The organism is Streptococcus sp. 151470009-6, assembly GCF_053628175.1.
In genome coordinates this window covers 1-14221 of record NZ_JBSEZF010000003.1, presented here as the reverse complement: position 1 = coordinate 14221, position 14221 = coordinate 1, and the positions used below count along the sequence as shown (strand labels likewise).

Sequence of the window (14221 nt, the reverse complement as noted above, 5' to 3'; positions counted from 1 at the left end):
TCAATAGTTTTTTATCATTTTTTATAAAAAAGTAGCAAAAAAGAATCAGGATTCCTCCTGATTCTCTAGTTTTAAGCAATATCAAATTTTAATTGACCAGCTTTGACACCAATCTTGAGAGTCTTGCCTGCTACCAGTTCTCCCTTGAGGAGGAGCTCAGCTAGCTTGTCTTCCACCTCTGTTTGCAGTGTTCTGCGAAGTGGGCGAGCTCCCATTTCTGGATTATAACCTTGGCTTGCCAGTAACTTCAACGCTGAAGCTTGCAGTTTCAAGTCGATGCCTTTCTCTGCTAGGCTAGCAATCAATGGTTTAACCATAATCTTGACAATTTCTTGCATGTGTTTGCTATCTAAGCTGTGGAAGACCACCTTTTCATCAATACGGTTAATAAACTCTGGTCGATAAGCTTTTTTCAACTCTTCAAAGATTCGTTTTTCCATATTTTCCTGGTCAAAACGAATGTCTTTAGCGCCAAAGCCAACAGTCTTGTCATCACGAAGAGCCGTCGCACCAAGGTTTGACGTCATGATGATAATAGTATTTGAAAAGTCCACCTTGCGTCCCTTGCTATCTGTCAAGACACCGTCGTCCAGAACCTGCAAGAGGACATTAAAGATGTCTGGGTGGGCCTTCTCTACCTCATCAAAGAGGAGAACGGAGTATGGTTTGTTGCGAACCTTCTCAGTCAACTCCCCACCTTCTTCGTAGCCCACATAGCCTGGAGGAGCTCCATTGAGACGGCTGGCCGCAAATTTCTCCATATACTCACTCATATCAAAGCGGATAAGGGCTGATTCGTCATCAAAGAGAACTTCTGCCAGAGCCTTTGCCAATTCGGTCTTGCCGACTCCTGTCGGCCCTAGGAACATAAAGGAACCAATCGGACGCTTGTGACTGCGAATACCAGACTGATTGCGGCGAATGGCACGGCTAATACTTGAAACAGCTTGATCTTGACCGATGACACGTTTGTGCAGTTCCGCTTCCAAATTCAGGTATTTCTTGGCATCCGTTTGTGTCAGTTTTTGAACTGGAATTCCTGACAAACGGCTCAAAGTGGTTAAAATATCAGATTCTGTTACCAAGTCTTTATAGACAGGGACTTCCTGCTCTTTTGCGATTAGCTGGCCTGCTTGTTTCCACTTGCCATCCATCAAGGCCTTGTCAGCTGGACTCAAGTCGGATTCGTCCATTATCACATGCTTGGATTTGTTTTGCACAGTTGCTGCTGCCTCATCCAAGAGGTCGATAGCAGAGTCTGGCAAGTGACGACTGGTCAGGTAACGATGTGCCATCTTAACAGCTGTTTCGACAGCTTCATCTGTGATTTTCACACGGTGGTGTTTCTCATAGGTAGCCTTCAAACCTTGCAAAATAGTCATGCTATCAGCTAGACTTGGCTCATCAATCGTCACTTTGGCAAAACGACGAGAAAGGGCAGCATCCTTTTCGATGTGTTTTTGGTATTCTTCCTGAGTAGTTGCACCAACCGTTCTCAAAGTTCCACGTGCCAAGGCTGGCTTCAAGATATTGGCCGCATCTAGAGTCGAATCAATACCGCTACCAGAACCCATGATGGTGTGAAGTTCATCAATAAAGAGGATTACTTTACCATCTTCTTCGATATCCTTGATGATATTGTTCATGCGCTCTTCAAAATCTCCACGGAAACGTGTCCCCGCAACAACATTCATCAAATCAAGCTCCAAAACGCGCATCTTGGCCATTTCCGCAGGTACATCCCCACTAGCAATACGCTGGGCAAGGCCAAGGGCCAGAGCTGTTTTTCCGACACCAGCATCTCCAACCAAGACAGGATTGTTCTTGGTCTTCCGACTCAAAATCTGAATCATACGTGAGATTTCCTTGTCACGACCGATAACTGGCTCTAACTTGCCAGAGCGCGCTTGCTCCGTCAGGTCATGCGTGTAGTCCTCTAGACCGCCACTTGGATTCTGAGGCATGCCCATCATATTGGCCATGGAATTTTGCTTGTCTGCTACCGTGCGATGGCGTTGACGCAAAGCCTTAAGGTCTTCTCTTGTCCAACCTGCACGTTCCTCTAAATTGCGACGAAGAGCAGCAATTCTGACCTGATCTTTCTGGTCTTCATAAGAAAAGCCTGCTCTCTCCAAAATGCGAGTTGCCAAGGCATTGCCATCATGCAAAATCGCATAGAGGACATGCTCTGTCCCTAGCACCTTAGCATGGACCACTGAGGCCACATACTCTGCTTCTGCAAAGAGAACCTCCAAACGATGGGAAAAGGGCAATTCCGTAAAGGTTTCGTCTTGGCTATAGTCCGTTTCAGTCAGTTCTAAAGCAACCTCTTCTAAACGGTCCATTTCATAAGGATAATCATTTAGAGTCGCCCCTGCCACACTGTAACTGTGATTAGACATGGCAATCAATAGATGCCAAGACTCTAGGTAACGAGCTCCAAAATGGCCCGCAACCATGTAGGCACTCTCGATACATTCATTCAATGCTTTTGAATAGTTCATCTTACTTCTCTTTTCTATCTACCTCTTGTAATAGCTGTCGGAGCATATTGGCACGGACAACTGAGGATTCTTCCCCTAGGACACGATCCGTTGCTACAGAAGTCAGCAAGGTCATCTCCTGCTTGGTCATCAAGTCCTGCTCCACCAAAAGCTGGAGAATATCCTCATAAATCTCCTGACTAACTCGCTCACCAATCGAGTACAGCAAATCGCGGAGCATCTCATGATGATTGGAAAACTCAATCCGTCCTATGCGAATGTAGCCTCCGCCACCACGCTTACTCTCAACCAAGTATCCTCTGCTTTCAGTAAAACGTGTCTTGATGACATAGTTGATCTGACTCGGCACAACCTGAAAGGTATCCGCCAACTGACTCCGCTGCAATTCCACGATACCAGATTGGTCTAAAATTGCCTTGATATAGGCTTCGATATGATCTGATGTATTTTTAAATCTCATAGTAAATCAAACTCCTTCTTTGAACCTTGACTATCTTTGACTATTATACCGAAATTTTTGATTTTTTTAAAGGAAAAGGGAGCAAGTTGCGAAGATTATTATAAAATATCCAAAAACAAAAAGATGGGACCGTAAAACGGTCACCATCATTTTGCTTTATTCAAAGTTAAGATTAGTCAACTTTTTTAGCACGGTATACAAGTCCTGCCAAAGCTGCAAGAACTAGACCAAGAATAGTAGAGAATGCTGTAAAGTCTGCTCCACCAGTGTTTGGCAAATCTCCCTTAGGTTGTTCACCCTTAGGTTCTTCCTTAGGTTCTTCTTTTTTCGGTTCAGTATACGTGTTAGTGATTGTTGGGTTGTTACCTGTAACTTCTGTTACAAGTTGACCTGCACCATTATCTGTCACTGTTACTGTCACTTTGTAAGAATTTTCATCATATTTGATATTCGTATCGTCACCTTTTACTTCAGTAATAGTGTAAGTGTGCTCTCCTGCTGTTGCGAAATCAATTGCTTTGAAAGTAACAGTACCGTCTGCAGCATTTGTAGCTGTCTCAACGACTGTGTCACCTTGTTTAAGTTCAAACTTAAACTGACCTGCTGCAAGTTCTTTACCTTTACCGTTCAAGACTTTCTTAGCTGTGAAAGTTACTTGTGTTGAAGACGCAACATAAGTGTTTGTGAAGGTTGGGTTGTTGTCAGTTACAGTCGCAACAAGTTTGCCTGCACCGTTATCAACAACTTCAACTGTCACTTTATGTGTAGCAGTATCGTATGTCACACCTGCTTCGCTACCTTCTTTTTCAGTGATAGTGTAAGTGTGCTCTCCTGCTTCTGTATAGGTAACCTTAAAGGCAACTTCTCCTGAAGCAGTATTCGTAGCCGTAGCTACAACTGCATCGTTTTCTTTCAATTCGAAAGTATAAGCATCAGCTACAAGTTCTTTACCTGTAATCTTCTTAGTTGCTTTGATTACAGCATCTGTTTCAGCGGCTTTATAAACGTTTGTGAATGGACGTTCTGCATCCGCATTTTCTACAGTCGCAACCAATTGACCTCGACCGTTATCTACTACATTCACTTTAACTGTGTAAGATTCAGTTGAGTAAGTCACACCTGCTTCTGTTCCTGATTTTTCAGTGATAGTGTAAGTGTGCTCGCCTGCTTCTGTGTAGTCAACCTTAAAGGCAACTTCGCCTGAAGCAGTATTCTTAGCCGTAGCTACAACTGCATCTTTTTCTTTCAATTCGAAAGTATATGCATCAGCTACAAGTTCTTTACCATTCAAGACTTTCTTAGCTTTGATTGTCGCGCTTGTTGAAGCTGCTTTATAAGTGTTAGTGAAGACACGTTCTGCATCCGCATTTTCTACAGTCGCAACCAATTGACCTTGACCGTTATCTACTACAGTCACTTTAACTGTGTGAGATTCTGTTGAGTATGTCACACCTGCTTCGCTACCTGCTTTTTCAGTGATAGTGTATGTGTGGTCGCCTGCTTCTTTGTACTCAATATCTTTGAAAGTAACCGTACCGTCTGCAGCATTTTTAGCTGTTGCGACGACTTCGTCACCTTCTTTAAGTTCAAACTCATATTTGTCAGCTTCTAGAGCTTTACCATCCAAGACTTTCTTAGCTGTAATAGTTGCACTTGTTGTAGCTGCTTTATAAGTATTGGTGAAAGTTGGGTTGTTATCAGTTACAGTCGCAACAAGTTGGCCTGCACCGTTATCTGTAACTGCTACCTTAACTTCGTGTTTAGCAGTGTCATATGTCACACCTTTTTCACTACCTGCTTTTTCAGTGATAGTGTATGTGTGGTTGCCTGCTGCTGCGTACTTGATATCTTCGAAAGTAACAGTACCGTCTGCTGCGTTTGTCGCTGTTCCGATTACTTTGTCACCTTCTTTAAGTTCAAACTCATATTTACCTGCTTCAAGGGCTTTACCATTCAAGACTTTAGTAGCCGTGATAGTAGCACTTGTTGTAGCTGCTTTATAAGTGTTGGTGAAGGTTGGGTTGTCACCTGTAACAGCTGCAACAAGTTGGCCTTGACCGTTATCTGTAACTTTTACCTTAACTTCGTGTTTAGCAGTGTCGTATGTCACACCCCCTTCACTACCTGCTTTTTCAGTGATAGTGTAAGTGTAGTCACCTGCTGTTTTGAACTCAATTTCTTTGAAAGTCACAGTACCGTCTGCAGCATTTGTAGCTGTGTCAACGACTTTGTCACCTTCTTTAAGTTCGAACTCGTATTTATCTGCTTCAAGCGCTTTACCGTTCAAGACTTTAGTAGCTGTGATAGTTTCTTTAGCTGGTTTAGCTTTATAAACGTTTGTGAAAGTAAGGTTTTCAGCACCTGTTGGAGTTGCAACGAGTTGACCTTGGCCGTTATCTTTAACGACTACTGTTACTTCATAAGCATTTGGATCGTATTCAACTCCGGCTACATCACCTGCTTTTTCAGAGATAGTGAATGTACGAGTTTCTTCTTTTGTGAACGTAAGTTTTGGAAATTGAATCTTACCGTTTGCATCGTTTGAAACAGTGTGGAGAACTGCTCCGTTTTCTTTTTCTTTCAACTCAAATTCAAATTGGCCAGCCTCAATAGCTTTACCCTTCAAGACTTTATTGGCTTCAAGTTGAAGTTTTGCTTCTTTAACAGCGTATGTGTTGGTAAATTCTTTCTTAGAATCTTCAAATTTGACGCTCGCTAATTTTTCACCCAAAACATCTTCTACTGTTACAGTCGCTTTAAGGACGTTCGCATCATAAGTGTATCCAGGTTTGTTATCATTAACTTCTTTAATGGTATATTTAAAAGTTCCTGCTTCTTTGTATTTGATTGCCTCAAACTTCACTTTACCATTTTCATCATTTTTGACAGTTTGTAAAACATTCCCCTGATCATCTAGCAGTTGGAAACTAAATGCATCTTTTTCAAGAGTTTTACCATTAAGTTTCTTAGTCACTTCTAGAGCAACCTCATCCGATTTGGTACCTACACCAATACCGTCAGTAGTTGTAATTGGTGCAAAACCTTCAAATTCTATTGGTTGGGCTTCCTCGTTTGTAGTGACAGTTACATTGTTCAATACACGTTTAGTAACTGGATTGACTGGTTTAGTCAAACGAGTACGATACATGATATAAAGCCCTTTATGATCTAAGGTTCCATCACCATTAGGTGTAATTGTAAAATGATTTTTATCGGTTACTTGTACATGAGCCTTATCCAATTTTGTTCTTCCATAACCATTTTCCCAATCTGGGAAGTAGTATCCTGTAATGTCACTTGCAAGAACTTGCCCATCTGGAATAGTATCTTGGATATTAACTCCAGTGTAAGATTTTGCATAGCGGTTAACACGGATACGCCAGTTTACATAATTAGGATCGTCTGAGTCTTGAACTCCCCATTTAGTAAATCCAGTTGGGTCAACGTCTGGAACGATACGAGTCAAATGATAAACTCCTGCACCAGGAATGTTGATTTCATATTCCCTATTCTTTTCAACATGGTCTGCCCACACTACAGTAAATGATGCAACAATTTGCTTGTTCTCATTAAACTTCTTAAAGTACTCTTCGTTTGTTACTGTAATCTTAGCAGTATTGGTTGCTTTCTCAGTTGTCAGTGTTGCAATCGTTTCACCGTTCGGAGCTTTCAAATCTGTAGTAGAATCTACTTCGATTTTAAACTCATTTGGAACGTGATAAACCATGAAATCACCGTTTTTCAGAGTTACATTGTCTGGGAATGCGTAAGTTGTTTTAAGATAGAACTTACCTTCACCATATTTGGCATGATCGACTAATCGGTTTGTATTAATCGTCGGCTCTGTAGTCAAAGTGTACTCTGATTCAGTTTTTTCGGCAGCACTAACAACGCTATTCAATCTTAGCAAAGGTACAAAGACCGACACTACTAGTAGCAAGGCCATCAAGCCATGAAAGAGTTTGCTAGTTCTCTTTTTCACCACATTATCCTCCTTATTGTCTATAATGGTTCAATTATATTATACAGTTCCATTACAAAATGTCAACTAAAATTTAATTATTTTTATATTAACTTACCATTTCTTTAAATAATAAGCCTAATCATGCATGTTCATCAGCTTTGAAACAAAAAATACAAGCAAGGATTTCGCTTGTATTTAATATATACTAATTTCTTAAAAGGCTACGTATTTAATCCCAATTCTGCTAATATTTGACGTTTATAGGCAATTTTTTGAACTTCCTTGTCTTCGCTCTGGGACCAATCTAGTTTAACTTCTGAAACAATCTGCCCAGGCCGATTTTTTAGGATATAGATGCGGTCACTGAGATTGAGGGCCTCTTCGATACTATGCGTGATGATCAAGGTCGTCAGCTGCAACTGCTTGTGAATCTCCAGATACCAAGCGTGGAGTTCCATCTTTGTCATCTCATCCAAGGCACTAAAGGCCTCATCCAAGAGAAAGAGCTTGTGCCCGAAAAGGTGGGTACGAAGCAAGGCTACACGCTGACGCATCCCTCCACTGAGTTCGTGAGGATACTTGTCCCGTACAGCTGTCAACTGGAAGGTCGCAAGGATGTCATCCGCTCGGGCAACGGCTTCTGCCTTATCCACCTTTTGAATCAAGAGGGGCAGGATGATATTGCCAAGCACCGTCTTGTGCTCCAAGAGGAGATCCTTTTGCAACATATAACTCACGCGCCCCTTGGGATTTTCCTCGCCATCAAGAACAATTCTTCCCGACTGGACTTCTAAAATTCCTGCAATCAGATTAAAGAGGGTGGTCTTTCCAACACCACTTGGACCTAGGATAGAAACTACTTCACCTGAAGTCACCTGCAGGTTGATGTCCTCTAAAATCTTTTCATCGCCATAGGCATAGCTTACGTGTTCTAGTCTAATTTCTGTCATTACTTTACAAATTCATTAGTGAAGCCTTTGTCTGTCAAGTCTTCTTTAAGGATACCATTTTCTTGGTCCCATTTGTAGAAGGCATTCCAGCGAGCTGCGTCAAATTGTCCCCATTTTTCCTTGTCACTTGCGTATTCTTTTGACAAGTATTTTTGAGATTCGATGACAAAGTCACGTTTTTCCTTGAGTTCAGGTGCATTCTTGATGAGAATATCCGCAGCTTCTTCTGGATGTTCCATGGCATATTGGTAGCCTTTTTTGATGGCTTGGATGACTTTACGAGCTTCTTCTTTATTGTCTTTGAGATAGTCGTTGTTTGCGATGATAACTGGTGAGTAGTAGTCAAACTCTTTCACATAGTCTTTCAAGTACATGAAGTTGGCGTCTACACCTTGAGATTTGGCAAGGATACCGTCCCAACCGTAGTAGATCCAAGCAGTATCAAAGACACCATTGGCAATTGGTGTAATCGAGTTTGAGTCGTTGTTTGGTACTTTTTCGACCTTCTCAAAGTCTCCACCTTGAGATTCTACCAAGGTTTTCAACATAGCTAGTTCCGTTGGGTCATTCCAAGTTCCGTATTTCTTACCAACCAAGTCCTTTGGACTGCTGACATTGTCCGATTTACGTGAGATGATTCCTGATGTATTGTGTTCTACGATAGCGGCAACGGCAGTAATCCCTGCTCCTTTTTCTAATTTCTTAGCCATGTAGTCTTGGAAATAGATAGCAAATGGTGCCTTGCCATTGATCACCAAGTCAGACGAGCTTTCTTCTGGTGGCAATTTCAAATCAACATCCACTCCAGCTTCTTTGAAATAACCTTTTTCCTTGGCAACGTATAGCCCTGTGTGGTTAGTATTTGGCGTCCAGTCTAGGATAAAGTCAATCTTCTTGAGTTCTGCTTCTTTATTGTCCTTAGAAGCAGTCCCTTGACCACAAGCCACCAGCACGACAGCTACAAGAGCTGTCACAAGCGTTAAAAACACTTTCCATGTTTTCTTCATTTTCATTTCCTCTTTTCTTTTTCTAAAACATCCTTATCTTAGGGACGTTTCCATTTAATCACATATTTTTCACTAATATCGACCAACTTCATACCCAAAAGGCTGATAATCGACACCAGAATAATAATGGCAAACATGGTATCATACTGAAACAGTTTTTTAGACTGAATCATATAAACACCAAGACCTTCAAAACCTCCTAGCCACTCGGACACCACGGTTGTGATAAAGGCGTAGGAGACACTGACCCTCAGACCTGCATAAAAGTAAGGCAGGCTGACCGGGATTTTAAAATGCCACAGGATTTGCCAGGGCTTGGCTCGCATCAGACTAAACAAGGTCAGCATATCCTTGTCACAATGCCTAAATCCATCCAAAATACTGACGATGATAGGGAAGGTTGTCGTCAGGATAATCAAGACAATCTTGGGCAAAATTCCATAGCCTAGCCACAAGACCAGGATAGGGGCTATAGCAATGGTCGGAATGGTCTGAACAACCACCATCATAGGGTAGATAAGATCATTGAGCCAAGTCAGACTGTCCATAAGCACCGCCATGATACAGGCAATCAAGACTCCCAAGACTAGACCTAGCAAAGCCACTCTCAAGGTCGCCCAGCTATGGTGCCAGAGAAATTCTCTGTCACGAACAAAGGCCTGGAGAATTTCAAAGGGAGTTGGTAGGATAAACTTGGGTAAAAGTTTGAATATTCCTGCTAACTGCCAGATTGACAAGACTCCTAGAAAACCCAATAGACTAATATGTCGTCTCAGTATACTTTTCAAGTTTCTCATCAATACTTAAAATTTCTCCTACATTTATTTTGACATTGGCAAAGACATTATCTGCTTCCTGCCCTGCCACTTCTAGCGCGTCTTTGAGAATACGCATGAGCTCATCAAACTCCCCTTCCAAGACCGTTTCAAAAGGTGTCACCACCATGGTCACGGACTGCGCCTGCAGATAAGCAATAACCTGATCGATAATAGCAATTCGATTAATCCCCTGTGATAGGGGCAAGACTTGCAAGGCAATGCTTGCTTTCATAAAAACCTCCTTTTCTCAGGTTTCCCTTTGACAAAAAGAAAACCTCTTCCATATATGGAAAAGGTGCAGAATTCGGCTAAGTATCGTTCCCTACGCTGGCATTACCCAGATCAGGTGCGGTCGAAGTTTAACACTTCCTCTCAGACTGTACACAGACTCCCATATCTTATATGGAAATATAGTAACGCAAATACTAGGAAAAGTCAAGGAAACTGCTTACAGAAAACTATGAAAAAGAGTTTGAAGGCACGCGCTTCAAACTCTTTCATAACTTTCTTATTTAGCCTCGTACCAGGTTGCTCCTTCATTTTCATCTGCGATAAGGGGAACACTGAGCTGGATGGCTTCTTCCATGGTTTGTTTCACTAGAGCTTTGACGGCTGCTAGTTCTGATTTCGGAACCTCGAGGACGATTTCATCATGCACTTGCAAGAGCATCTTGGTCTGATAGCCACCTTCCACTAGAGCTTTGTCTAGCTGGATCATTGCAATCTTGAGAATATCTGCTGCAGATCCCTGGATAGGAGAGTTGATAGCTGTCCGCTCTGCAAAACCACGAATGTTAAAGTTGCGCGAATTAATATCTGGTAACTCACGACGACGCTTGAAGAGAGTCTCTACATAACCCTTATCACGCGCCTCACGCACCACTTCATCCATGTAGTTTTTAATACCTGGGAAGCGTTCAAAGTAAGTGTCGATGTAGGCTTTAGCCTCTTTACGGCTGATGCCCAGATTATTAGACAAACCAAAGTCTGAAATCCCGTAAACCACTCCAAAGTTTACCGCCTTGGCATTACGACGGTCGTTTGGAGTCACATCTTCAGGACGTTCAATACCAAAGACCCGCATGGCCGTCGAGGTATGGATATCAGCCCCCTCTTGGAAGGCCTTAATTAAGTGCTCATCCTTAGAGATATGCGCCAAGACGCGCAACTCAATCTGCGAATAATCCGAGCTAAGAAGAACGCTATCCTCCCACTCAGGCACAAAAGCCTTACGAATGAGACGGCCTTGCTCCAAACGCACAGGAATATTTTGCAAGTTTGGATCTACACTAGACAGACGCCCAGTCTGAGTCAAATCCTGCACATAGCGCGTGTGGATCTTGCCATCATCCAAAATCCAGTCTTGCAAACCAATCACATAGGTAGATTGAATCTTAGCAATCTGACGGTAGTCTAGGATTTTTTTAACAATCGGAGCAATGGGAGCTAGACGCTCTAGCACATCCACAGCTGTCGAGTAACCTGTCTTGGTTTTCTTGGTATATTCCAGAGGAAGACCGAGCTTTTCAAAGAGAAGCACGCCCAACTGCTTAGGGGAATTGATATTAAACTCCTCACCAGCCAGTTCATAAATCTCCTGAGTTAATTTTTCAATGACAAGTTCATTTTCAGCCTGCATCTCAAGCAAGGTCTCTTTCTTGACTGTAATTCCAGCGATTTCCATCTTGGCAAGGACAAAAGCCAGAGGTTGCTCCATGTCATAGAGAAGGTCTAACTGCCCATGTTCACTGAGTTTTTCAAGTAAAACCGGTTCCGTCTCAACCAATACAGCAACCTTGCGAGCCAAATGCTCCAAGAATTTCTCTCTCTCAGGGATGGCTTTCTTGACCCCCTTACCGTAGAAAGTCTCATCATCAGTCAGATAAGTCTGGCCATAGAGACTCGCAATAGTTGAGATTTCATTGTTCTCGACTGTTGAGAGTAAGTATTTTGCCAAACGACTGTCAAAAGCAGGTGCCTGGAGGTTCAAACCCAAGCGATTTAAAAGAACCTTCGCTTTCTTAAAGTCATACACTTTCAGAGGTGTTTTTTCTAGAAAATCCTTGAGAATCGGCTCCTGCAAGAGCTCAAGTTTATCTGTAGTGTAAAGTTTATCCCCACAGGACCAGGCAAAACCAACCAAATCATCTGTATGGTAATTTTCACCAAAGAGTTCAAAGTGGAAGATAGAGTCGGCACTCAGCATGTCTTGACTGACTTGGTCAACAATAGTGAAATCCAAGCTCTCAGGCGCATCCGTTGATGAAACATTTAAAGCTTGCTTGAGTTGTTTGAAGCCCATCTCATCATAGAATTTTCCGAGATTTTCCACATCTGGTCCACTATAGACCAAATCATCAAGGCCAATCTCAATCGGTGCCTGAGTCTCAATGGTCGCTAGTATTTTCGATAAAAAGGCCTGTTCCTTGTCTTTGATGAGATTTTCCTTCATCTTAGAAGCCTTCATCCCATCGATATGTTCATAAATACCCTCAAGCGAACCATGTTCCAGCAAGAGCTTGATACCCGTCTTTTCACCGATTTTCGTGACACCAGGGATATTATCAGACTTATCCCCCATGAGGGCCTTAAGATCAATGAACTGAGCTGGCGTGAGACCCATCTTTTCCATAAGATAGTCCGGCGTAAAGGCCTCAAACTCAGCCACACCTTTCTTGGAAATCTCAACCACCGTATGCTCATCCGTCAACTGGATCAAATCCTTATCTCCGCTGACGATTGTCACATCAAAAGAATCTTTCTCAGCCAAACGGCCTAGAGTCCCGATGATATCATCCGCTTCATACTGTGGCAACTCATAATGGCGAATTCCAAGATGGTCTAGCAACTCACGAATGAAGGGAAATTGCTCACGAAACTCATCTGGAGTTTTCGCGCGACCACCCTTGTAGTCTGCATACATCTCTGTTCGGAAAGTCGTCTTACCTGCATCAAAGGCTACCAAAACATGACTAGGCTCAACCCGCTCTAAGACATGATTCAACATGAGTTGAAAACCGTAAATTGCATTGGTATGAAGACCATTAGCATTTTTAAACCGATCTAGTTGCTGATAAAGCGCAAAAAAAGCTCGAAAGGCAACAGAAGATCCATCAATTAATAATAATTTTTTCTTGTCCATACACCCATTATAAAGGAAAGCGAGGAAAAATACCATCGGAAAGAGCTGAAAAACTTGGACTTGTCCCTATTTCTCCATAAAAAGAAAAGGATCCTACGAATCCTTTTCTTGTATCAATGTTAGGCAATTTATTTGTTCAATCTTCTCTTTGCAAATGGTAGCAAACCAAGAAGGAGACCGATAAATCCGAGCGATCCGACTGCTGAGGTGTCCTGGCTTCCAGTATTTGGAAGGAGCTGCTCATCCGTTGCTGCAGGGGCTTTGTAGGTACGATCTTGTTTCGTACCGAGAGTAGAATTTGTATCCAAAGGAACCGCACTGCCAGTATATTCTGGAACGTCGTTTACTGCTGGTTCAATCTTTTCAGCATAGGCTGGAATATTGGCTACTGCTGGAGCACCGCTTTCTGCATAAACTGGGACATTCACTACTGCTGGAGCACCACTTTCTGCATAAACTGGGACATTCGCTACTGCTGGAGCACCACTTTCTGCATAAACTGGGACATTCGTTACTGCTGGAGCACCGCTTTCTGGATAAACTGGAACATTCGCTACTGCTGGAGCACCGCTTTCTGCATAGACTGGAACATTCGCTACTGCTGGAGCACCGCTTTCTGCATAGACTGGGAGTTCATTTACTGCAGCTTCTACCGCGTTTACACCTTGCTTGTATTCTGGCAATTCTGTAGTCGCAGCTTCAACTGCATTCACTCCACCTTTAAAGTCTTCAATTTCAAGAACAGCCGACATGACACTACTTAGAGTCTTAATGGCATCCTCATAGTCTGCCAATGCTTGTTGCAATTCTTTTACTTGATTATTTTCAACACCATTCATTTTTGAAATAGAGATTTGTTCTTTAATTTTAATAACTTTTTTCTCTAATTTCAAAAGTTCTTGTTTCTTGGTATTTGTTTCTGGACGCTTAGCCTCCTCTGCCTTCTTAGCTTCTTCCTCTTTCTTAGCTTCCTCGGCTGCTTCCTTGTCCGCTGCAGCAAGTGTAGCTTGGTCTTGGCTAGAAAGTTGAGAATGAGTCTTCGCTTCAGCTGGGGTTACCTGATCGCTCTCTTCTGCCAAGAAGTCAGCTAACAAGTCTGACGCTTCGATATCGCCATCTTCAATGGCTTTCAAGATAGCGTCCTTGCCAATCAATTCTTTAGCTGCCTTAATCGCAGCTTCTTTGTCAGTAATAGAGGCGTCTTTGTTGATGTCTTCGATTGTTGATTGTTCGATACTCTCAAGGGTTGTCAACAATTCGCTGTGGGCTTTGGCTTCTGCCGCCTTCTTAGCTTCTTCCTCTTTCTTAGCTTCCTCGGCTGCTTCCTTGTCCGCTGCAGCAAGTGTAGCTTGGTCTTGGCTAGAAAGTTGAGAATG

9 protein-coding genes are annotated in these 14221 nt (G+C 42.5%); all 9 read right to left on the bottom strand.

Annotation, left to right across the window (positions count from 1 at the left end; translation table 11 throughout):
• Nucleotides 1-71: 71 nt before the first annotated feature.
• A complete protein-coding gene (locus ACUW6H_RS05145) occupies nucleotides 72-2504 on the bottom strand; it encodes an ATP-dependent Clp protease ATP-binding subunit (protein ID WP_454362116.1) in 2433 nt (810 codons plus the stop codon).
• A gap of 1 nt (nucleotide 2505) precedes the next feature.
• Nucleotides 2506-2964, bottom strand: coding sequence for a CtsR family transcriptional regulator (locus tag ACUW6H_RS05140; protein WP_001211258.1), 459 nt, complete (start codon nucleotides 2962-2964; stop codon nucleotides 2506-2508).
• Between the two features lie 172 nt (nucleotides 2965-3136).
• Nucleotides 3137-6946: a Spy0128 family protein gene (locus ACUW6H_RS05135; protein ID WP_454363034.1), complete on the bottom strand. Its 3810-nt coding sequence runs from the start codon at nucleotides 6944-6946 to the stop codon at nucleotides 3137-3139.
• A 203-nt stretch (nucleotides 6947-7149) separates the two neighbouring features.
• Complete coding sequence (locus ACUW6H_RS05130; protein ID WP_454362113.1) at nucleotides 7150-7878, bottom strand: ABC transporter ATP-binding protein; 729 nt, start codon at nucleotides 7876-7878, stop codon at nucleotides 7150-7152.
• Nucleotides 7878-8885: an ABC transporter substrate-binding protein gene (locus ACUW6H_RS05125; RefSeq protein ID WP_084944249.1), complete on the bottom strand. Its 1008-nt coding sequence runs from the start codon at nucleotides 8883-8885 to the stop codon at nucleotides 7878-7880. Before ACUW6H_RS05125 ends, ACUW6H_RS05130 begins: the two co-directional genes overlap by 1 nt.
• A 38-nt stretch (nucleotides 8886-8923) precedes the next feature.
• Complete coding sequence (locus ACUW6H_RS05120) at nucleotides 8924-9682, bottom strand: ABC transporter permease (protein ID WP_001245135.1); 759 nt, start codon at nucleotides 9680-9682, stop codon at nucleotides 8924-8926.
• Entirely contained in the window at nucleotides 9645-9935 is a 291-nt protein-coding gene (locus tag ACUW6H_RS05115; RefSeq protein ID WP_000647687.1) for a thiamine-binding protein, read from the bottom strand. Before ACUW6H_RS05115 ends, ACUW6H_RS05120 begins: the two co-directional genes overlap by 38 nt.
• A 276-nt stretch (nucleotides 9936-10211) precedes the next feature.
• A complete protein-coding gene (polA, locus tag ACUW6H_RS05110; RefSeq protein WP_454362109.1) occupies nucleotides 10212-12845 on the bottom strand; it encodes a DNA polymerase I in 2634 nt (877 codons plus the stop codon).
• A gap of 128 nt (nucleotides 12846-12973) precedes the next feature.
• Nucleotides 12974-14221 (bottom strand): SIALI-17 repeat-containing surface protein (locus ACUW6H_RS05105; protein ID WP_454362107.1); only part of this gene is annotated, 1248 nt, incomplete at its 5' end.

Excerpts from the sequence above, each read along its gene's own strand:
- ACUW6H_RS05145 (WP_454362116.1), bottom strand. The coding sequence starts at position 2,504 with ATGAACTATTCAAAAGCATTGAATGAATGTATCGAGAGTGCCTACATG.
- ACUW6H_RS05140 (WP_001211258.1), bottom strand. The coding sequence starts at position 2,964 with ATGAGATTTAAAAATACATCAGATCATATCGAAGCCTATATCAAGGCA.
- ACUW6H_RS05130 (WP_454362113.1), bottom strand. The coding sequence starts at position 7,878 with ATGACAGAAATTAGACTAGAACACGTAAGCTATGCCTATGGCGATGAA.
- ACUW6H_RS05125 (WP_084944249.1), bottom strand. The coding sequence starts at position 8,885 with ATGAAGAAAACATGGAAAGTGTTTTTAACGCTTGTGACAGCTCTTGTA.
- ACUW6H_RS05120 (WP_001245135.1), bottom strand. The coding sequence starts at position 9,682 with ATGAGAAACTTGAAAAGTATACTGAGACGACATATTAGTCTATTGGGT.
- ACUW6H_RS05115 (WP_000647687.1), bottom strand. The coding sequence starts at position 9,935 with ATGAAAGCAAGCATTGCCTTGCAAGTCTTGCCCCTATCACAGGGGATT.
- polA (WP_454362109.1), bottom strand. The coding sequence starts at position 12,845 with ATGGACAAGAAAAAATTATTATTAATTGATGGATCTTCTGTTGCCTTT.